Below are 19818 nucleotides of genomic sequence, written 5' to 3'. Positions count from 1 at the left end.
TCACTGTCCCGCGGTGTAGGGGAAGTCGGCGGAGAAATGCGTGAGCTGGTACCACAGCAGCGCGAAGGTCTCCCGGGCGATGCCGTGCGCCTGGGATTCGCGGGTGTAGACGGCGGGGCCGGTGCGGGTGGGCGCGGTCCACGCGCGCAGGCCGGCGTCGCGCGCCATGGTGCGGGTGCGCAGCGAATGCCAGGGATCGCTGACCAGCACGGCCGAGGACATCTCACGGGCCTTCATCGCCAGCGCGACGGCCTCCACACTGCGCAGGGTGTCCGAGCCGGTCTCCACGGCCAGGATGGCCTCGGCGGGGACGCCGCGACCCTCCAGGTAGATCTTGCCGGAGGCGGCCTCGGTGTAGAGGTCGCCTTCCTGTTTACCGCCGACGGTGATGACGCGGGGGGCGACACCGGCCCGGAACAGGTCGTAGGCCTGGTCGAGCCGGGCCTCGAACACCGACGAGGGCGTGCCGGAGTACTGCGCCGCCCCGAGCACCACGATCGCGTCGGCCGGGGTGTAGTCGTCGATGCGGGCCACCTGCCACACCCGCACCGCGGTGCCGCCGACCAGCACCATGCTCATGAGCACGGCCGCCGCCACGGTGCGCCGAATCCAGCGGGCGAGCCCGGCCCCCACACCCCGCGCGAGACCGGATTCGTACGCCGAAGCCGAGCGGTTGCGCTGTGGTGCCGAGATCACTCCACCAAGTCTGCCAGGTGGGTGCCGCGCACGCGGTGCGGGTGAAGGCCGGCGTGGTCCGCGGGCCTGTCACAGCGCGGCGTAGACGGCGGCGAGCAGGTCCTCGGCACGCCGGTCACCGGCGAGCGCTTCGCGGCGCATGTTGGGCACGAAGGCGAAGGCCAGGTCGTGGTCGGGATCGGCCAGACCGAGTGACCCACCGGCGCCCGGATGACCGAATGCGCCGGCGCGCGCGGCTTCCGGGACCGGCAGGGTCTGGGAGGGCAGCATCACGCCGAGTCCGAAAGCGCTGTCGAGAAGCAGGACCTCGTCGGCGCCGCGCACCCGCTCCCGGACCGCGTCGCGCAGCAGGGACTCCGGGATCAGGGCGCCGCCGAGCAGGTCGCGATAGAAGCCGGCGAGACCGCGGGCGGTGGTCACCAGGCCACTGGCCGGCCAGCCACCGGCGAGCACGGCCGGATCGTTGTGGGAGCCGCGCGGATTCGTCGAGGAGCGCATCAACAGGGAGTCCGGATCGCGGTAGGCGGCGGCGAGGCGGCCGATCACGGCGTCGGCGCTCGCGGAGTCGCCCGGCTCCCAGGTCATCTCGTGTGCGGCGGGGAACTCGAGCCGGGCCGCCTTCGCGATCACCTCGGCGGGCGGACCGAACCACAGCTCGCCGTCGACCAGTTCACGGACGAGTTCCCCGACGCTGCGGCCGGTCCCGCGACGGACCAGTTCGCCGACCAGCCACCCGTAGGTGAGCGCGTGATAGCCGTGCCGGGTGCCCGGCTCCCACAGCGGGGCCTGGCCCGCGAGTTCGGCCGCCATCGCGGCCGGATCGGCCGCCTCGGCCTTGGTGATCGGACGTTCGAGCACGGGCAGCCCCGCGCTGTGGGTGAACAGGTGCTCGGTGGTGACCGCGTCCTTGCCGTGCGCGCCGAACTCCGGCCACCAGTCGACGACCGGCGTCTCCGGCTCGATGCCCGTGCGCCGCATCACCGCCAGGGCGGCGACAGCCGTGACCGCCTTGCCGCTGGAGAACGCCACGCACGGGGTGTCGGCTTCCCACGCCCGCCCGGTTCGCCGGTCCGCCGTGCCGCCCCACAGATCCACCACCGGGCGGCCCCGCACGAACACCGCCACCGCCGCGCCGAGATCCGCGCCCGCGGCCAGCGACGCTTCGAAGACCTCCCGCACGACGGCGAAGGCCGGATCGCACGTGCCCGCAACGTTACCCATCACCGAATTAGAACACGTATCAGTTCAGTGGGCGGGCGGAAACGTGGACCCCGGTGCTCCGTCACAGGGCGATTCGCCGTTGGAGGCGGTTCATCCATCGTGCGCCCACCAGCAGTCGTCGCCGAGCAGTTTCATGGTGGCGGGCACGAGGAGCATGCGCAGCACGGTGGCGTCGATGATCAACGCGGCGCGACGGCCATGATCACCACCAGCATGTTCGACTGGATGGGCTGCGGGGTGAAGTTCAGCAGACCCGCGCCGTTGCCGTCGATGAAGATCCAGGTGAGGATGCCCAGCGTCGAGCCGAGGCCGAGCGCACTCATCGCGGCGGCCTCGAGGGGCAGCACCAGCGAGCCGAAGGTCAGGAACATCAGCACCGTGGTCACCAGCACCACCAGCGCGATCATCCACGGCATCCGAACCAGCAGGGCGTCGATGCTGTCCTTCTGCAACGCGGGCACGCCGCCGACGAGCATCCGCACGCCCGGGGGCCGGTCGGTTGCGGCCGAACGCGGCATCGGCGAGGCGACCGGCCTCGGACGATTCCGAGGTGGGGTCGAACATGCCGCCCGAACTCAGGTGGTCCGCCAACCCGTGACCGTAGCCCGCGAGCGCCAGCGCCGCCGCGGCGATCACGCCGATCACCAGGTACCGGGCACGGCCGACGAACCCTCCCCACCACTGCATACGGCCGACGTCCTTTCCCCGGGTGGTCCCGCGACGTCCCACCCCGCGCGCCGATGAGTTTCCGCCGCGCCGCCGGTCTGTATCGACAGACCGATCAGCATTGGAGGAACAGCCATGACCGCCGTCTACACCTTCGACGTCTTCACCAGCCTCGACGGCTTCGGCTCGTACGGTCCGGACGGGGACTGGGGCGGGTATTGGGGCAAACACGGCCCCGAGTTCCTCGACCACCGCCTGGCGCAGATGATCGAGGACCAGCGAATGGTACTCGGCGCCAACACCTTCCGTGAGTTCGTGGAGATGATCGGCGCGGTGCCCGACCTCGACCCCATCAACGCGCGCATGCGCGGCATGCCCACCACGGTCGTGTCCACGACGCTGACCGACACCGCCCCCTGGCCCGACGCCACCCTCGCCGCAGGCGACGCCGTCGACATCGTCGCCCGGCTCAAAGCGGAATCGGACGTGCCGCTGCGCTCACACGGCAGCCTGTCGATGAACCGCGCGCTCATGGCCGCCGGGCTCGTCGACCGTGTCCAGGTGACGATCTTCCCCGTCATCACCGGCCGCACCGGCGAGGCACCCATCTTCCGCGGAGCCGAAGACTTCGACCTCGAACTGCTCGACAGCCGAACCTTCGACAACCGCATCCAGGAACTGATCTACCGGCCCACCCGGCACGGGTGAGGATCGACCTCCCGACTGTCCTGCCTGCTGTCGTTCACCGGGACAGCACCGGCGCGGGAGACCGCCGGACCGGTGCCGCGCGTACCTCGAGGCTGCACCGCTGCGGCGATCATCTGGAATTGGGCCGGCGACTGTTCCCTCACCAGCCGCGTTCGCGCCATTCGTTCAGGTGGGGGCGTTCGACGCCGAGGGTGGTGTCGTCGCCGTGGCCCGGGTAGACGACGGTGTCGTCGTCGTAGCGGTCGAAGATCTTGGTGGTGACGTCGCCGAGGAGGGTGTCGAAGTCGGCGGGGGACCAGGTTTTGCCGACGCCGCCGGGGAACAGCGAATCGCCGGTGAACAGGTGGGTGCGGACGGCGGGTTCGGGGAGGGCGAGGGCGAGGGAGCCGGGGGTGTGGCCGCGCAGGTGGATGACGTCGAGGGCGAGTTCGCCGATCTCGACGGTTTCGCCGTCGTCGAGGAGGCGGTAGGGCTTGACGGGCAGGGGCTCGGCGTCGAGGGCGTGGGCGGCGGTGGGGACGTCGAGGGCGGCCGCGACCTGCTGCAGGGCCGCCCAGTGGTCGGGGTGCTGGTGGGTGGTGACGATCAGGCGGACCTTGCCGGGCATCTCCTGCTCGACCAGTTCGAGGATGCGGTCGGCTTCGTTGGCGGCATCGATGAGCACGGCGGCGCCGGTGGCCGCGCACTGCACCAGGTAGACGTTGTTGTCCATGCCGCCGACCGCCATCTTGACGATGCGGGCGCCGTCGAGGTCGCGCTGCTGCGGGTTCGATCCGGGGGACACGTGGCCGGTGTACGGGCGGTCGATCGTGATCACCCCACCGATGCTATTCCACGGCAACCCCGGCGGCGGGGGATACATTCATGGCATGCCGCTGCCGACGAGAAACCGTGTCCGCCGGTCCGCCCGGGTGATCGTCGGCCTGCTGCTGGTGATCCTCGCGCTGACCGGTGCCCCGGGCGCGCTGGCCGAGCCGCCCACCCGGATGGGCACCTACGTGGTGGACGAGGCCGGAGTGCTGGACGGCGACGGCGCGGCGCGGGTCCGCTCGGCGGTCGACCGTCTCTACGCCGACCACCGGATCCGGCTGTGGGTGTACTACGTCCACGATTTCGGCGGTGCGAGCCCGGAGCAGTGGGCGACCCGCACGGCCGCGGTGTCCGGGTTCGGCGAGCGCGACCTGTTGCTCGCGGTGGCGACCGATGCCCGCGAGTACTGGTTGGCGGGCAGCGTGCCGGGCGGCGTCTCCGACGGTGAGCTCGACACCGTGCTGACCGATCGGGTCGAGCCCGCGTTGCGGGACAGCCGGTGGGCCGAGGCGGCGGTGGCGGCGGCCGACGGTCTCGGGGCGGCGTTGAGCGGTGGCGGGATCAGCGGCCGTGCGGTGCTGGTCGCGCTGCTGGTGGTGGCGGCGTTGGTGGGCGGGCTGGTGCTCTGGTCCCGGAAACGCCGTCGCGACCGCGCCGCCACCGAACTGGCCGCCGCCCGCCAGGTCGATCCCACCGATTCCGCGGCGCTGGCCGCGTTGCCGTTGGCGGCGCTGCACGCCCGCTCGCGGGAGGTGCTCGTCGAGATCGACGATGCGATCCGGGCCAGTGCCGAGGAGCTCGCCCTGGCCGTCGGCGAGTTCGGCGAGACCGCGGCGATGCCGTTCACCACCGCGGTCGGCGAGGCGAAGGCGGCCGCGGGCCGGGCGTTCCGGATCCGGCAGCAGCTCGACGACGCGGTGCCCGAGACACCCGACGAACAGCGCAGGCTCCTGATCGAGCTCATCACCCTGGTCGGGCGGGCCGACCGCGAACTGGACGCCCGGGTGGCCGAATTCGACGCCATGCGCGACCTGCTCATCGACGCGCCGGGCCGGCTGGACGGCTTGACCCGGGATCTGGTCGAGCTCACCGGCCGCGTGCCGGCCTCGGAGGCCGAACTCACCCGGCTCGCCGCGGCGCATCCGGCCGGCGTGCTCGCGCCGATCGCCGACAACGTGCGGATGGCGCGCGAACGCATCGCCTTCGCCGAGGAGAACATCGACGCCGGGCGCGCCGCGCTGGCCCGGCCCGTGGGCGAGCAAGGTCCGGCGGTGGGCGCGATCCGCGCGGCCGAGAGCGCGATCGGCCAGGCCCGCGCCCTGCTCGACGCCGTCGACAACGCGGCCGCGAACATCCAGCAGGCCCGCGACGGGTTGCCCGCCGCGCTCGACGAACTGCGCAAGGACATCGCCGCCGCCACCGAGCTGGAGGGCTACGGCGGCGCGGAGCTGGCCGCCGCCACAGCCGCGGCCCGCCAGACCTTGGACGCCGCCACCGCCCAGGCCGACACCGATCCGCTCAGCGCGTTCCACGACGCCGTGGCCGCCGACGCCGACCTCGATCGGGCGCTGGTCGCCGCCACGGACCGCAAGCTCGCGGTGGCGGATCTGCGCCGTCGGTTCGATCACGCGATGACCGACGCGCAGGCCAGGATCGGCGCCGCCGCCGATTTCATCAGCACCCGCCGCGGCGGTGTGGACGCCACCGCCCGCACGCGGCTCTCCGAAGCCCAGCGCCACCTCGACGCCGCCCACGCACTGGCCGCCGCCGACCCGGCCCAGGCACTCACCCACGCCCAGTCCGCTGCCGGGCTGGCCGGTCGTGCCTTACAGGAGGCACAGGCCAGCGTGCGGGCCTTCGAGGCGAGCAGGCCGCCCTCGGGCGGGGCGCAGGCCGGGGCGATCCTCGGCGGCATCCTCGTGGAAGGGTTGCTCCGTGGCGCGATGACGGGCGGGCGACACGGTGGAGGTTTCGGCGGCGGTGGTTTCGGGGGCGGGGGTTTCGGCCCGCGCTCCTTCGGCGGTTCGAGCGGATCGCGGCGGGTCAGCCGCGGTGGACGGTTCTGACCGACCGGCGCTTCGCCCAGCCCGCCACGCCGATGCCGAGCGGCACCAGGACGGTGAGGAACCCCGACATCGGCTCGAACGCCAAGCCGAAGGCGGTCATGGCGGCGACGGCGGCCAGCACGGGCCCGGGGACGTAGCCGCGGGCCCGCTCCACCTCCATCACGGCCACGCCGAGGGCCATGCCGGCGACGCCGAATCCGGTGAACCAGAAGGACAATTCGGTCGGCTGATCCTTGGTGAGCCAGTCCACCACGCCGAGCCCGGTGTGGCCGGCGCCGATGACGGTGAGCAGGGATCCGACGAGCGGTGGCGGAGTTTTTGAATTCATATTCATAAACTATGCCCTAGGCTGTCCCCGTGGCAAGACCCCGGCGATTCACCGACGATCAGGTTCTCGACGCGGCGCGCGATCTGCTCGCCGATCCCGCCACGCTGCACCCGACCATCGCCGCGATCAGCGCCGCCTCCGGTGTGCACACCGGGTCGATCTACCTGCGGTTCCCCTCCCGCGACGAACTGCTGGCGCGGCTGTGGCTGCGCTCGATCCGCCGCTTCCACGTGGGGTTCGTCGAGGCGCTCGGCGGCCCCGATCCGTTGCTGTCGGCCGCGATCCACCTGCCGCGCTACTGCCGCGCCCACCCCACCGAGGCGCGGGCGATGAAGATGTTCCACCACGAGGAACTGCTCGAGGTGGGCCCGCCGGAACTGCGGGCCGAGATCGCCGGTGTGAACGACGACATGAACGCCGCGCTGCGGGCGGCCGTGGTGGCCGAGTTCGGCGCCGCCGACGAGCACCGGATGGCGATCGCCGAAGCCGCGGTCAAGGCCATCCCCTACGGCCTGGTCCGCGACTACATCGCGCGGGCCGCGCCCATCCCCGACTGGGTCGACGACGTGGTGGCCACCGCGACCGGCGCCGTGGTCCGCGAGTTCGGCAGGCGTCCCGCGCCGCGCTGACCGCGGGACTCAGGCGTCGATGGGTTCGGCCGCCAGGGCGGACAATTCGCGAGACACCGCATCCGGCAGCCGGTCGGCCAGCGCACCACCGCCGAGCACCCCCACGCACAACCGCGCCGCGAAGGTGTAGACGAGGAAGGTGACCGCGGCCGCGGCGCCCGCCGAGGGCCGCGGATGGGCACTGAGATAAACGATTTCGTAGTCGGTCACCGACAGGCCGGGTGGCATCGCGAAGGCGGGCACCACGCCGGTGTTGGTGATCGCGACGTGTCCGGCCAACGAATGCACGCGCCGGGGGCCGAAGAACTCCGGGAAGTGCAGCACCGACTGTTGAACGACGCCCTCGGCCAGATCGTGGCCGAGGCGCGCGGCGATGCGCCTGGCCAGCGGCACGAAGCCGGTCGCCGGGCCGATCTCGGCGGCGAACCCGGCCAGCCCGCCCATGTTGGTGCCCGCCGCCGCGGCCACCGGGGGGTCGAAGCGGGTGCGCAGATCCACCGGGTACACACAGGTCAGCGGCACGGATTCGCCTGTGGGACCGCCCTTCTCAGCGGCGACGGCGCGCAGCAGCGCGGCGGTGACCAGGCCGTTGACGGTGACGCCGTGCCGATGCCCGAGCGCGATGATGTGTCCGGTCGCGGCCGCGTCCAGCACCACGCGCGCGGGCCGGGCCAGCGTCGGCGGTGCGGGCGGCGGCGGTTCCAACGGCAGGGCGTGCGCGACGGTCGACAGCGGCGTGGCGACCTCCTCGAGTCCCGACAGCGCGCTGCGCCGGGCGCCCCGACGGGCGGCGTACCACTCCAGCGACTGCGGGATCTCGTGCGGCACCACGCTCGTCGCACCCTGCTGGACGCCCTCGGTGTAGTGCTGCCAGAGCCGCGCGAACAGCGCCACGCAGTGCCTGGCATCGGCGATCGCGTGGTGGGCGAACAGCGTGACGCGGGCGCGGTCGGCATCGGGCACGATGTCGAGGTAGGCGAGCTGGCGTCCGGGATCCACGGGTTCGGCGGGGATCCGGACGGCATCGACGTCCCCCGGCGCGACCCACGCGCCGATCGCCTCGCCGGGGCGCAGCAACCATCCGCCACCCGCGGCGTCCTCGACGATCCGGCAGACCAGCACCGGGTACTCGCGCTGCAGGGCGGTGAAAGCCGCTCGGAGCGCGGCGATCTCGAGCGCGCCGCGGACCACGATCGAACGCCCGGTGTACGTGCCGTGCCGCACGAACCGCGCCTCCGACGGCGCGAGCTCGCGCACCACCACGTCCTCATCCCACCACACACCGCAAGAGTGACGGGCGGGTCGCCGGTGCGCAAGTGGGACGAGCACCGGTGGCAGTGGGACGGCCCCGGACGGGCAGCGGCCGGGGATGCGCCAGACTGCGGGCATGAGTCTTTCCGCGCACCTGGAGGAAATCGGCCGCCCGCTCGTCGAGGAGCAGCGCCGCCATCCCACCGTCGCCGGCATCGCCGCGGGCGACCTGCCCGAGCCGGTGTTCCGCTCCTGGCTCGAACAGGACTACCTGTACCTACTCGACTACGTGCGGGTCTTCAGCCGGCTGGCCTGGCAGGCGCCCGACGCCCACCTCGGCGATCTGGTCGATCTGGCGCACAGCACCTTTCACGACGAGCTCGCCCTGCATCGCTCGCTGGCGGCGGAGTTCGGCGCCGACCTCGACAACGCGGTGAAGGGCGCGCCCTGTGCCGCCTACACCGCCTTCCTGCTCGACGCCGCCGCCGACTACGCCGACGGCCTGGCCGCGCTCTACCCCTGCATGTGGGGCTATTCGACGTTGGGCGCGCTGCTGGCCGCCGACCCGCCCGCCGAGCCGCGCTACCGGCGCTGGGTCGAGACCTATGCCGATCCCGGATTCGCCGCCCTCACCCGCCGCTGCGCGCAGATGCTCGACGAATCCGGCGCCGACCCGGCCCGCGCGGAAACGCTGTTCCGCGAAGCCATGCGGCACGAACTCGCCTTCTGGGACGTGCCCTGAGCACGCCGACGGCCCGCCACCGCGTGGTGGCGGGCCGTCGCGGTGCGGTCAGACGCCGATGAGGTGCTGGGCCAGGTAGCCCTCGACCTTGTCGAGCGCGATGCGCTCCTGCGCCATGGAATCGCGCTCGCGGATGGTCACCGCCTGGTCCTCGAGGGTGTCGAAGTCGACGGTGATGCAGAACGGGGTGCCGATCTCGTCCTGGCGGCGGTAGCGGCGGCCGATCGCACCCGCGTCGTCGAACTCCACGTTCCAGTGCTTGCGCAGCTGCGCGGCCAGATCCTTGGCCTTCGGGGTGAGGTCGGCGTTGCGCGAGAGCGGCAGCACGGCGGCCTTGACCGGGGCGAGCCTGCGGTCCAGGCGCAGCACCGTGCGCACGTCCACCCCGCCCTTGGCGTTGGGTGCCTCGTCCTCGGCGTAGGCGTCGACGAGGAACGCCATCAGCGAGCGGGTCAGACCGGCCGCCGGCTCGATGACGTAGGGGATGTAGCGCTCGTTGTTGGCCTGGTCGAAGTAGCTCAGTTCGGTGCCCGAGTGCTCGGAGTGCGTCTTGAGGTCGTAGTCGGTGCGGTTGGCGACGCCCTCCAGCTCACCCCACTCGCTGCCCTGGAAGCGGAAGCGGTACTCGATGTCGACGGTGCGCGTCGAGTAGTGCGACAGCTTCTCCTTCGGGTGCTCGTAGAGGCGCAGGTTCTCCGGGTCGATACCCAGGTCGGTGTACCAGGCCAGCCGGGTGTCGATCCAGTACTGGTGCCACTGCTCGTCCTCGCCCGGCTTGACGAAGAACTCCATCTCCATCTGCTCGAACTCGCGGGTGCGGAAGATGAAGTTGCCCGGGGTGATCTCGTTGCGGAAGCTCTTGCCGATCTGGGCGATGCCGAACGGCGGCTTCTTGCGCGCGGTGGTCTCGACGTTCTTGTAGTTGATGAAGATGCCCTGGGCGGTCTCCGGGCGCAGGTAGTGCAGGCCCTCCTCGTCGTCGACCGGGCCCAGGAAGGTCTTGAGCAGGCCGGAGAAGTTGCGCGGCTCGGTCCACCGGCCGGGCTCGCCGGTCTCGGGGTCGCGGATGTCGGCCAGGCCGTTGGCCGGCGGGTGGCCGTGCTTCTCCTCGTACGCCTCCAGCAGATGGTCGGCGCGGTAGCGCTTGTGCGTGATCAGCGACTCGACCAGCGGGTCGGTGAAGGTGGCGACGTGGCCGGAGGCCTCCCAGACCTGACGCGGCAGGATCACCGAGGAGTCCAGGCCGACGACGTCCTCGCGGCTGGTCACCATCGACCGCCACCACTGCCGCTTGATGTTCTCCTTCAGCTCCACCCCGAGCGGCCCGTAGTCCCAGGCCGACTTGGTGCCTCCGTAGATCTCACCGCACGGGTACACCAGACCCCGGCGCTTGGCGAGGTTGGCAACGGTGTCCACCTTCGACTTGGGTGCCACGCGAGATTTCTCCATCCACTGCGAGTCGGATTGGTTTACAAGCAATGCAATAGTGTGCAGCCGACACTAAGGATGGGACTAGCCTATCCGTAGCCGTGCGGCGGCCGTGCACCAGCCGCGTCGCGGCCGGGCAGCACCGGCGACTCGGCCCGTCCACCCCGACGTCGCCGCCGCGCTCCGCCCCTCGCTTCGGTCACTGACCTGCGGTTTCCCCGCTCCGAAGCAGTGCGGTTCGGATTCTCCGGCGCGCCTGTTTGACATGCGCAACTGTGCATATCAAAATGGGATCGCTTTCCATTAAGGAGATGGTTTCCGATGACCGCCGATACGGCCGCCGCGCACACACCGTACCGCTCCCCCGGGCCCGCCCCGGTGCCCGCCCGCAGCGTGCTCGAGGACGCCGGTGAACTGCTGCGCGCGCTCGCGGCGCCGGTCCGCATCGCGATCGTGCTGCAGTTGCGGGAGTCGCCGCGCTGCGTGCACGAACTCGTCGACGCGCTCGGCGTGACGCAGCCGCTGGTCAGTCAGCACCTGCGCATCCTCAAGTCCGCCGGCGTGGTGCACGGTGAGCGATCCGGACGCGAGGTGCTCTACGAACTCGTCGACGACCATCTCGCACACATCGTCGTCGACGCCGTCGCGCACGCCGAGGAAGGGTGATCCGTGCAGGACAAGACGTCCGCCCCGCAGAAGCCGGTCGGAATTCGCAGTACGCGCCAGCGCAGCGCGATCGCCGCGTTGCTCGGCGACATCGATGAGTTCCGCTCGGCGCAGGAGCTGCACGACGAGCTCCGCAAGCGCGGCGAGGGCATCGGCCTGACGACCGTCTACCGGACCCTGCAGTCCCTGGCCGACGCGGGCATGGTCGACGTGCTGCGCACCGACTCCGGCGAGTCGGTCTACCGGCAGTGCTCCAGCGGCCACCATCATCACCTGGTGTGCCGGCACTGCGGGCGCACGGTCGAGGTGGCCGGCCCCACCGTCGAGGCGTGGGCCGACGCCATCGCGGGCGAACACGGCTTCACCGACGTCAGCCACACCATCGAGGTGTTCGGCACCTGCCGCGACTGCGCCGAGCGCCGTAGCTGAGGACGGCGGACGCACAACGGTCGCGGCCGGATGCCGGTCGTGCCCCGCACCCCGGGGACACATCGATCGGGTGCGCGTCGCGGCGGCGATGCGCACCCGATTTCCGGTGTATCGAGGGTCGACGTAGGCCGGGTCCGTCGACCCGTTCAGGCCAGGGCGGGCTCGCTCGCCGCCGTGACCTCGCGCTCGGCACCGCCGGCCCGCTCGCGCAGCGCCGCCACACCGAGCAGCGCGATCCCGCAGGCGGCCCAGACGAGCAGTACCACAAGGGGTTTCGTGGCACCCGCGCCGTCGAAGAAGGCGACCGACCGCAGCAGTGAGGACGCCGCACCCGGCGGCAGCAGCTGGCCGAGCGCGCCCCACGGCTGCGGCAACAGTTCCGGGGCGGAGGTGGCCGCGGAGAACGGGTTGCCGATCAGGAGCATGGTGAGCGCGCCGAGCCCGATACCCGCCCGTCCGATCACCGCGTTCAGGCCCACGATCGCGCAGGCGACCCCGAACGAGGCCAGGCCTGCCACCGCAGCGAGCGCCGGATAGGAGCCGGGCAGCGCCGACAGCCAGCCCTGCGCGAGCGCCATGCTCAGCAGCCCACCCGCCACGCCGAAGGTGGCCACGCCCGCCAGCCGCGCGCCCGAGCCGGTGACCAGCAGGCTCAGCAGCACCCCGGCGGCGATGCCGGACATCACCAGCGGCAACACCATCGCGCCGAAGGCCGCCCCGCGCGGGTCGTCCGGGTCGGCGGCCACCACGTCCTCCACCGCGCCGCCCTGCGCACCCGACAGCTGCTGGGCCATCGCGGTGAGCTGCTGGGCCACCGCCGGGCTCGCGGCCGAGGCGACCAGGGTGCGCGGTGCGCCCTCGCCGGTGACGATCGCACCGTAGACCTCGCGATCCGCGATCGCGGCGCGGGCGGCCGCGCCGTCGGGCAGCGTGGTGACCGCGAAGGCACCGGGACTGTGCGCGGTGAGCCGCTCGGCGATCGCGGCGGCCTGCGGGCCGGCCACGGCGACCGGCAGGTCGCGGGGTGCCAGGTTGGCCGCCGGCCAGGCGAAGGCGATCAGCATCAGCGCTTGCAACAGGGCCGCACCGAGGCCCACCGCGAGCGCGCGTCGCAGGGTGTTCATCGCTTCTCCCAAGAAATCGAATGTCCGTTCTCTTTGTGCGTCCACGGTCCCACCGGCCCCGTTCGCTTGTCAAGAACGAACATTCGTTTTAATTTGGAACCATGCCCCGGGTCAGCGAAGAACACCTCGAACGCCGCCGACAGCAGATCCTCGACGCGGCGCAGCGGTGCTTCGCGCGCAAGGGCTTCTTCGAGACGTCCATGCAGGACGTCTTCGCCGAATCGGGCTTGTCCGCCGGTGCCGTCTACCGCTACTTCAAGAGCAAGAACGACCTGGTGGCGGCGCTGGCCGGGCAGACGAGCGTGCAACTGCGCGCGGTGATCACCGCCGCCGTGCGGGCCGAGCGGCTACCGACCCCCGCCGAACTGGTGCACACGGTCGCCCTGGAGGTGATGCGGCGCAGCGGACCCGACGGCATGGTCCGGCTGGCCCCGCAGGCCTGGGCACTGGCACTGGTCAACGAGGAGGCCGCGGTGGCGGTGCGCGGCGCGATGGGCGGGATCAGGGACCTGTGGTTCGAGTACGCCGCGCGGATGCGGGACGCGGGCCTGCTGGCCCCCGACGCCGACGTCGACGCCGTCGCCAAGACCCTGATCACCGTGCTGCCCGGATTCATCCTCGAGCACCTGATCCTGGGCGATGTGGATGCCGACACCCTCGCCCGCGGTGTCGAAGCGCTGATGCCGATGGCGGCACCGCTGCCCTCAGGGCGCGAGTAGCCCCTGCCGGGCGCGGCCCGCGCCGGAGAGCACCAGCAGCAGCATCGTGGTGAGCGCCTGATCGTCGAGCCCCGCGGCCGGGAAGGTGTAGCGCAGGATGACATCGGCCAGCTTGCCGTGCGCGATCACGGTGAGCGAGCCGAACTGTAAGGCGTTGTTGCGCTCGGCGACTCGCTTGTGCAGCTGCGGTTTGAGCGGGCGGTCCCAGGCCAGCACGCAGGTCAGGCTCAGCACGTCGAGGCCGGGCGCCAGATTCACCGCGCGCAGCGAGCACAGCGCGCCCTCGTACTCGAAGCCGAGCGAGCCCTCCGGGTCGACCCGCACGTCGACGTCGTAGCGGGTCAGGCACGCGCCCGCGCGGGCCTGTAGTTCCTGATCGGGGGTCACTGCCGCGTCCATCTCCGTGCCACCGTTCGCCTGCGTCGCGTCTACTTCGTGCCGCCGAATCGGCGGTCACGCGAAGCGTACTGGAGGCAGGCCTCCCACAGGTTGCGCCGATCGAAGTCGGGGAACAACGTCTCCTGGAAGACGTATTCGGCGTAAGCCGACTGCCACAGCAGGAAATTGGAGGTGCGGAACTCGCCGGAGGGGCGCAGGAACAGGTCGACGTCGGGCATGTCCGGCTCGTCGAGGAACCGGGCAACGGTGCGCTCGTCCACCCGTTCGGGATCGATCTCCCCCGCGGCCACCCGTCGGGCGATTTCCCGTGCCGCGTCGGCGATCTCGGCGCGACCGCCGTAGTTGACGCACATGGTCAGCGTCAGCACGGTGTTGTCCTTGGTGAGCTCCTCGGCCACCTCGAGTTCCTTGATCACGCTGCGCCACAACCGCGGACGCCTGCCCGCCCAGCGCACCCGCACGCCCATCTCGTGCATCTCGTCGCGACGGCGGCGGATCACGTCGCGGTTGAAGCCCATGAGGAAGCGCACCTCCTCGGGGCTGCGCCGCCAGTTCTCGGTGGAGAACGCGTACGCCGAGAGCCACTTCACGCCGATCTCGATGCACCCCTCGACGGTGTCCATCAGCACCGCCTCGCCGCGCTCGTGCCCGGCGGTGCGGGGCAGGCCGCGCTCCTGGGCCCAGCGTCCGTTGCCGTCCATCACCAGGGCCACGTGATTGGGCACCAGCTCCGGCGGCAGCTGCGGCGGACGCGCGCCGGAGGGATGCGGGGCGGGCGGGCGCACGGTGCGGGTCGCGGAGGCGGGGTCACGACGGAGGATCACGGGCTCCATCCTGCCCGATGGCGGCACGCCGCTCGGCGGGTGGGGCGCGGGCTCAGCCCACGTGCCCGGCGGTCGCCGCGTCGCGGGCCGGGCCGGAACGTTCGATCAGCGGCAGGGTGCGCAACTGCCGCTCGAGATGCCATTGCAGGTGCGCGGCGACCAGACCGCTGGCCTGCTTGCGGGTCGACTCGGGCACCGCCTCGATACCGTCCCACTCCCCCCGCGCCAGCGCGACGAGATGGTCGAGCACGCCCGGCGCCGGGGTGGCCGCGCCGGGCGGGCGGCAGTGCACGCAGACCGCGCCGCCCGCCGCCACGTGGAAGGCGCGGTGCGGACCCGGGGTGGCGCACTTGGCGCATTCGTCGAGCGCGGGCGCCCAGCCGGCGAAGCGCATGGCGCGCAGCAGATAGGCGTCCAGCACGAGTTCGTGCGGGCGCTGTTTGGCGGCGATGGCGCGCAGGGCGCTCGCGGTGAGCGCGTGCAGCTTCGGCGCGGGGGCGCGCTCCTCGCCCGCGAGGCGTTCGGCGGTCTCCAGGATCGCGCAGGCGGTGGTGTAGCGGCCGTAGTCGTCGATGATGTCGGCGGCGAAGGACTCCACCGTGTGCACCTGGGTGACGGTGTCCAGATTGCGTCCGGGGTGCAGCTGCACGTCGATGTAGGAGAACGGTTCGAGCCGGGCGCCGAACCGCGACCTGGTGCGCCGCACACCCTTGGCCACCGCGCGCACCAGCCCGTGCTGCCGGGTCAGCAGCGTGACGATGCGGTCCGCCTCGCCCAGCTTGTGCTGGCGCACCACCACCGCTTCGTCCCGATACAACCGCACGCCCTCATCCTCGCACGCGGGCGCGACAACCACGCTGCGGACATGGGGGCGGCGGCCGGACTCAGGAACGCAGCAACCCGCCGATCAGCAACACCAGGGCATCCAGGGCCTGCGCGTGGGCGGTGGCCTGGTCCTCGGAGTGCGCGACGATCATGCCCGCCTCGGTGACGGCACTGAGCACCACCTGGGCGAGCATGCGCACCGGCGCGTCGGCGAGCAGGCCGAGGCTGCGCGCGGCCTCGAACTGCTCGATGAGCAACCCGAGACCGTAGCGCACCTCGAAGTCGCGCCAGGCATGCCAGCCGAGCACGGCGGGCGCGTCCGACAGCGCGATCTGCACCATCTCCGGCCTGCGGCAGATCCGCAGGAAGGTGTCGAGTCCCTCGCGCAGGCCCGCCATCGGATCGTTGGAGGGCGGCACCGCGGCCATCGCGGCGGCGAGTTCGGCGCTGTTCTCCCGTTCGAGCTGTTCGAGCACCGCGACGAACAGCCCGCGCTTGTCGCCGTAGTGGTATTGCAGCGCACCGCGCGTCACCCCGGCGGCGGCCACGATCTCCTCGGCCGAGACGGCCGTGAAGCCGCGCTCGGCGAACAGTTCGCGAGCCGCCTGTTCCAGTTGCCCGCGGGTGCTGCGGGTGCGGTCGAGCTGGCTACGTCGCTGCATGCTGGCGGGTGAAGTCCAGGATCAGCTCGGTCAGCGCGGCGGGCTGGTCTTCCGGGATCGCGGTGTAGGAGTCGTCGACGAACCGCAGCGTGGCGTTCGGCAGGTCTGCGGCCAAGCGCTCGGCCAGCCGCACCGGGAACAGCTTGTCCTCGCGGGCCCACACCAGCAGCACCGGCAGGTCGATCTCGCCGAAGTGGCGCGCGGCTTCCAGCGTGTAGCTGTTGCGCGCGCCCGCCAGGAAACGGCGCAGGTCGTGCCGGATGGCGCCGGAGCGGCGGCTGGGCAGCAGGTAGGTGTCCACGACCTCCGGGGGCACCGGACGTTTGACCACCCAGCCCAGCGCGATCGGCAGCGGATGCAGGGCGCGGATGCGCAGCAGTTCGGTGGCCGGGCGCAGCGAGCCGGGAATCCGAGCCAGCGGGGTGAGGAGCTTGAACGGCGGCGGCAGGAACCGCTCGTAGCAGTCCACCGAGGCCAGCACCACGCGCGCGATCCTGGCCCGCTGACGGGCGAGCAGCACCTGGGTGATGGCACCGCCGGTGTCGTTGGCCACCAGGGTGACGTCGGTGAGGTCGAGCCGGTCCAGGAAGGCCGCGATGAGATCGGCGAGCCCGGCGGGCGACAGGTCGGCCTCCGGCACCGGGATCGAATGCGCCCCCAGCGGCCAGTCCGGCGCGAGGCACCGATACCCGGCGGCGGCGATGTCGGGGACGACCTTGCGCCACAGGTTGGCGTTGACGAGCAAGCCGTGCACGAACACGACCGGGGAACCGCTTCCGGTCTCGTAGTACCTGATCCGCCCGCCGGGCAGGTCGATCTCCCGCTGCCGGCCGAGCGCACTGCTGTGTGTCATGACCCCATCCCCTCTGCGAATCCCGTTGTGCGAGAACACGTCGAACATTACATACATTCCGTATGTATGTCCAGGGTCATCGTCCCGCCCGGCGCCCGAATCGTCGCATCAACGGCTCGTCGACCAGGTGGAAGATCAGCGCCGCCGCCAGCACCGAGAGCAGCAGGCACAGCACCGCCCAGCCCAGCCAGCCGAGGAAGCCGAATTGCCCGCCGCCGATGAAGAGGCGGGTGACGAGCACCATCACCGGGAACTGGATCAGGTAGAAGGCGTAGGAGATCTTGCCCAGCCACACCATCGGCGGCGCGGCGTTGAGTCCACGGACGCCGGCCAGATCACGCGCGGCCAGGGTGGCCACCACGGCGGTCATCGGAACCACCAGCAGCACCGACATCTTGTAGTTCACCGGCACCACGAAGGTCGCGAAGTACGCGACGACGAGGGCGGCCGACGGAACCAGCATGCCGGTGGTGCGCCAGCGGCCCTCCAGCACCAGCCGGGCGGCCAGCACGCCGAGGAAGAACTCCGGCAGCCGGGAGGCCGGGAAGTTGTAGCTGAGCCAGTACGACGGCGAGACCGGGATGTCGGGTTGGGCGAACCAGGCCGGGGAGGCGTGCAGTTCGTGATGCGGTGACACCTCACCCGGCACCAGGCGGGGCGCGAACGCGTTGGCGATCCCCTTCGGGCCGTCCACCCAGAGGTAGAAGCCGGTGTGCAGCAGGGCGATCGCGAGGAACAACACCGCCAGCGCGAGCCACAGCCGATGCGTGGGTATCCGTCGCACCAGCGGAAGAAGCAGCGGAAAGCTCAGGTAGAACAGGATTTCCGCGCACAACGACCACGACGGCACGTTGAGACCGCCGACCGTGGTCCATTTCGGCACCCAGGTGTGCACCAGCGCGAGGTTGGGCAACCACACCACCAGCCGGTGCAACGGCACGCTCGCCACCACGACGAACGCGGCCGCCGCCACCAGGTGCGTGGGATAGATCTTGAGCACCCGGCGCCAGTAGAAGCCGCCCACCGAACTGCCCGGCCGGAACGACCAGTAGATGATGAAGCCGGAGAGCACGAAGAAGAACGTCACGCCCGCCGCGCCGAGCTGCATCGGCAGTACCTGGTGGATCTGCCGGAACAACTCCGATTTCTGGAACGGGTAGACCGGCAGGAACACCAGCGCGTGCAGCACGAACACCGCGAACGCCGCCCACCACCGCGCCCCGGTGAGCGCGGGCAGGGCGGGCCTGCGCTCGGGCACGGGCGCCGCGGCCCGGTCCGAGACAGCCGCGGCGGGACCGGTCGGCACGGCCGCGGTCGGAGACGGTGCGGTGGTGGCGGGGGGAACGATCGCGGCCGTGCCCGCTCGCTCCCCCGTGTCGGCGGGGTACACGATCAGCTCGGGATCAGCTCGCGCAGCCCGGCCGCCACGGCCGCGTCACCGCGGGCCGAGGGATGCAGCGGAGTGCCCATGAGTTCGCTGCGCGGGTCGAGGATGCCGGCCAGCCACGGCTCCGGCGAACACAGGCCGTGTCCCGCGGTGACGGCCCTGGCGTCGAAGAACTCCACGCCCAACAGAGCCGCCGCCTCACGCTGGGCGGCGTCCATCCGGTCCCACAGGGCGATCGCCGCGCCCGCGCGCTGCTGCACGATGGAACCGAGACCGAGCACGTCCACGCACCAGTGCTGTTGGCCGGGCGCGTTCATCTCCGGGTAGCCGACCAGGACGATGCGCGCATTCGGCGCGTAGTAGCGCACGTATTGCACGACAGGCCGGATCTTGTCGGCATAGAGCGCGCCGTTCACCCCGCGGAAGTCGGTGGCCCGGCCCTGCTCGGCGGCTTCCGGCCCGCACCCGCGCACCAGGTCGAGCACGCAGTTCAGCAGGGTCTGCCGCAGTTTCACGGTGTTCTCGCCCCAGGCGTCGTTGAGCCCGGACTGGATGAACACCGCCCGGGTACGCGGGCCGAAGGCGCCCTGGGCATCGGCGTTGCGGGCCTGGTGCACCAGGGTCAGGCCCGGCCCGCTCACCAGGGACGCCCCGCGGCAGGACAGATCGGCGAAATCGGCCGTGCCCCACACCCCCGTGGCCTGGGCCAGCTGGGTGGGCCAGGAGGTCGGGCTGTGCGAGCAATCGGATTTCGCGCCGGGCGCGGCGTTCTCCACGGCGGCGGCGATGTCGCCGTTGGCGGTGAACGAATCACCGAGCACCACCAGCGATTTGCCCTCGGCGGCGGGTGCCGCCTGGGCCGGGGTGACGGCGGCGAGGACGAGTGCGGCCGCCCAGCCGAGCGCGGCGGCGGTCAGGCGGACACGGGAAGGGAGCGTCATGGCATTCCTCGTCGGACGTGGCGGGAATCGGTCAGTAGCCGGGGCGCGGTTCGAAACCGGGGTCGGGCAGGGTCGGCGGTTCCGGCTGCGGCGCGGGGGCCTGCTGCTGGGTGGGCGCCTGCTGCGGCGCCGGTTGCGGTGCGGGGGCCCGCTGGGGCGCCGGCGCCTGCTGGGGGGCCGGGGCCTGCTGCGGGGCCGGGGCGGGCGCGGCGGGCTCGGGCGCCGGGGCGGGCGCCTCGACCGTCGTGGTGGGCGGGGTGATGCTCGTGGTGGCGGACGCGGGTGCCGTGGTGGTGGGCCGCGTCGTGGTCGACCGGGTGGTGGTGGACTGCTCGGTGGACGCGTCGTCGTCACCGCAGCCCGCGGCGGCCAGGGCGAGGCCGGTGAGCATCGCGGCGACGGCGAACCTGCGGACGGTGCGGCGGGCGGTGTGCTGCATGGTGT

The 19818-nt window shown here is 71.8% G+C and carries 22 protein-coding genes and 1 pseudogene; 7 read left to right on the top strand and 16 right to left on the bottom strand.

Going from position 1 to position 19818, the window contains the following annotated elements:
* The 3 genes and pseudogenes from CRM89_RS00860 to CRM89_RS00850 all read right to left on the bottom strand — a co-directional run.
* Nucleotides 1-696, bottom strand: coding sequence for a YdcF family protein (locus CRM89_RS00860; RefSeq protein ID WP_170916209.1), 696 nt, complete (start codon nt 694-696; stop codon nt 1-3).
* A gap of 69 nt (nt 697-765) precedes the next feature.
* Nucleotides 766-1917 (bottom strand): serine hydrolase domain-containing protein, encoded by a 1152-nt coding sequence (locus CRM89_RS00855; RefSeq protein ID WP_098083005.1) that lies wholly within the window; start codon nt 1915-1917, stop codon nt 766-768.
* A 61-nt stretch (nt 1918-1978) separates the two neighbouring features.
* A pseudogene (locus tag CRM89_RS00850) lies at nt 1979-2420 on the bottom strand (hypothetical protein); the annotation flags it as partial.
* A 298-nt stretch (nt 2421-2718) separates the two neighbouring features.
* On the opposite strand from CRM89_RS00850, the gene CRM89_RS00845 reads away from it, so the two are divergent.
* On the top strand, nt 2719-3291 hold the full coding sequence (locus CRM89_RS00845) for a dihydrofolate reductase family protein (protein ID WP_098083004.1): 573 nt from the start codon (nt 2719-2721) through the stop codon (nt 3289-3291).
* 139 nt (nt 3292-3430) lie between these two features.
* Here CRM89_RS00845 and CRM89_RS00840 read toward each other — a convergent pair whose 3' ends face one another.
* A complete protein-coding gene (locus tag CRM89_RS00840; protein WP_081433165.1) occupies nt 3431-4153 on the bottom strand; it encodes an MBL fold metallo-hydrolase in 723 nt (240 codons plus the stop codon).
* Between the two features lie 7 nt (nt 4154-4160).
* Here CRM89_RS00840 and CRM89_RS00835 point away from each other — a divergent pair, with 7 nt between their 5' ends.
* Complete coding sequence (locus CRM89_RS00835) at nt 4161-6167, top strand: TPM domain-containing protein (protein ID WP_098083003.1); 2007 nt, start codon at nt 4161-4163, stop codon at nt 6165-6167.
* Here the strand turns inward: CRM89_RS00835 and CRM89_RS00830 are convergent.
* Entirely contained in the window at nt 6145-6495 is a 351-nt protein-coding gene (locus CRM89_RS00830) for a DUF6463 family protein (protein ID WP_106427496.1), read from the bottom strand. The two genes, CRM89_RS00835 and CRM89_RS00830, sit on opposite strands and share 23 nt — an antisense overlap.
* Before the next feature lie 29 nt (nt 6496-6524).
* Here CRM89_RS00830 and CRM89_RS00825 point away from each other — a divergent pair, with 29 nt between their 5' ends.
* Nucleotides 6525-7124, top strand: a complete 600-nt coding sequence (locus CRM89_RS00825) for a TetR/AcrR family transcriptional regulator (protein WP_011207992.1) — start codon at nt 6525-6527, stop codon at nt 7122-7124.
* Nucleotides 7125-7133: 9 nt separating this feature from the next.
* Here the strand turns inward: CRM89_RS00825 and CRM89_RS00820 are convergent, their stop codons facing one another.
* Entirely contained in the window at nt 7134-8405 is a 1272-nt protein-coding gene (locus CRM89_RS00820; RefSeq protein ID WP_229434928.1) for an acyltransferase, read from the bottom strand.
* 106 nt (nt 8406-8511) lie between these two features.
* Here CRM89_RS00820 and CRM89_RS00815 point away from each other — a divergent pair, with 106 nt between their 5' ends.
* Nucleotides 8512-9117, top strand: coding sequence for a TenA family protein (locus CRM89_RS00815; RefSeq protein ID WP_011207990.1), 606 nt, complete (start codon nt 8512-8514; stop codon nt 9115-9117).
* A 48-nt stretch (nt 9118-9165) separates the two neighbouring features.
* On the opposite strand, the gene CRM89_RS00810 is transcribed toward CRM89_RS00815, so the two are convergent.
* Nucleotides 9166-10566, bottom strand: coding sequence for a glycine--tRNA ligase (locus tag CRM89_RS00810; RefSeq protein ID WP_011207989.1), 1401 nt, complete (start codon nt 10564-10566; stop codon nt 9166-9168).
* 300 nt (nt 10567-10866) lie between these two features.
* On the opposite strand from CRM89_RS00810, the gene CRM89_RS00805 reads away from it, so the two are divergent.
* Nucleotides 10867-11211: a helix-turn-helix transcriptional regulator gene (locus tag CRM89_RS00805; RefSeq protein WP_011207988.1), complete on the top strand. Its 345-nt coding sequence runs from the start codon at nt 10867-10869 to the stop codon at nt 11209-11211.
* A gap of 3 nt (nt 11212-11214) precedes the next feature.
* Nucleotides 11215-11640, top strand: a complete 426-nt coding sequence (locus CRM89_RS00800) for a Fur family transcriptional regulator (protein WP_011207987.1) — start codon at nt 11215-11217, stop codon at nt 11638-11640.
* A 146-nt stretch (nt 11641-11786) separates the two neighbouring features.
* On the opposite strand, the gene CRM89_RS00795 is transcribed toward CRM89_RS00800, so the two are convergent.
* Nucleotides 11787-12764 carry a hypothetical protein gene (locus CRM89_RS00795; protein ID WP_098083002.1) on the bottom strand — a complete coding sequence of 326 codons (978 nt, stop codon included), beginning with the start codon at nt 12762-12764 and terminating at the stop codon, nt 11787-11789.
* 101 nt (nt 12765-12865) lie between these two features.
* Here CRM89_RS00795 and CRM89_RS00790 point away from each other — a divergent pair, with 101 nt between their 5' ends.
* Nucleotides 12866-13483, top strand: a complete 618-nt coding sequence (locus CRM89_RS00790) for a TetR/AcrR family transcriptional regulator (RefSeq protein ID WP_060592771.1) — start codon at nt 12866-12868, stop codon at nt 13481-13483.
* On the opposite strand, the gene CRM89_RS00785 is transcribed toward CRM89_RS00790, so the two are convergent.
* From CRM89_RS00785 to CRM89_RS30610, 8 genes are all read right to left on the bottom strand, one after another.
* The gene (locus CRM89_RS00785) at nt 13469-13882 is read right to left on the bottom strand and encodes a YbjN domain-containing protein (protein ID WP_011207984.1); all 414 of its coding nucleotides are present in this window, start codon (nt 13880-13882) and stop codon (nt 13469-13471) included. The genes CRM89_RS00790 and CRM89_RS00785 overlap by 15 nt on opposite strands.
* 29 nt (nt 13883-13911) lie before the next feature.
* Complete coding sequence (locus tag CRM89_RS00780; RefSeq protein ID WP_011207983.1) at nt 13912-14715, bottom strand: isoprenyl transferase; 804 nt, start codon at nt 14713-14715, stop codon at nt 13912-13914.
* 43 nt (nt 14716-14758) lie between these two features.
* Nucleotides 14759-15529, bottom strand: coding sequence for a DNA repair protein RecO (recO, locus tag CRM89_RS00775; RefSeq protein WP_098083001.1), 771 nt, complete (start codon nt 15527-15529; stop codon nt 14759-14761).
* Nucleotides 15530-15590: 61 nt separating this feature from the next.
* A complete protein-coding gene (locus CRM89_RS00770; RefSeq protein ID WP_041559946.1) occupies nt 15591-16193 on the bottom strand; it encodes a TetR/AcrR family transcriptional regulator in 603 nt (200 codons plus the stop codon).
* On the bottom strand, nt 16180-17046 hold the full coding sequence (locus CRM89_RS00765) for an alpha/beta fold hydrolase (protein ID WP_011207980.1): 867 nt from the start codon (nt 17044-17046) through the stop codon (nt 16180-16182). The genes CRM89_RS00770 and CRM89_RS00765 overlap by 14 nt, the downstream gene beginning before the upstream one ends.
* Before the next feature lie 76 nt (nt 17047-17122).
* Nucleotides 17123-18352, bottom strand: a complete 1230-nt coding sequence (locus CRM89_RS00760; RefSeq protein ID WP_229434926.1) for an acyltransferase — start codon at nt 18350-18352, stop codon at nt 17123-17125.
* A gap of 86 nt (nt 18353-18438) precedes the next feature.
* Nucleotides 18439-19374, bottom strand: a complete 936-nt coding sequence (locus CRM89_RS00755; RefSeq protein WP_098082999.1) for an SGNH/GDSL hydrolase family protein — start codon at nt 19372-19374, stop codon at nt 18439-18441.
* Between the two features lie 31 nt (nt 19375-19405).
* Nucleotides 19406-19813 (bottom strand): hypothetical protein, encoded by a 408-nt coding sequence (locus tag CRM89_RS30610; RefSeq protein ID WP_107646850.1) that lies wholly within the window; start codon nt 19811-19813, stop codon nt 19406-19408.
* Between the last annotated feature and the right edge of the window lie 5 nt (nt 19814-19818).

Origin of the sequence: Nocardia sp. FDAARGOS_372 (assembly GCF_002554515.1) — a bacterium.
Taxonomy (GTDB): domain Bacteria; phylum Actinomycetota; class Actinomycetes; order Mycobacteriales; family Mycobacteriaceae; genus Nocardia; species Nocardia farcinica.
Note: the sequence above shows the minus strand (reverse complement) of the source record. Positions and strands in the feature narration are given on the sequence as shown.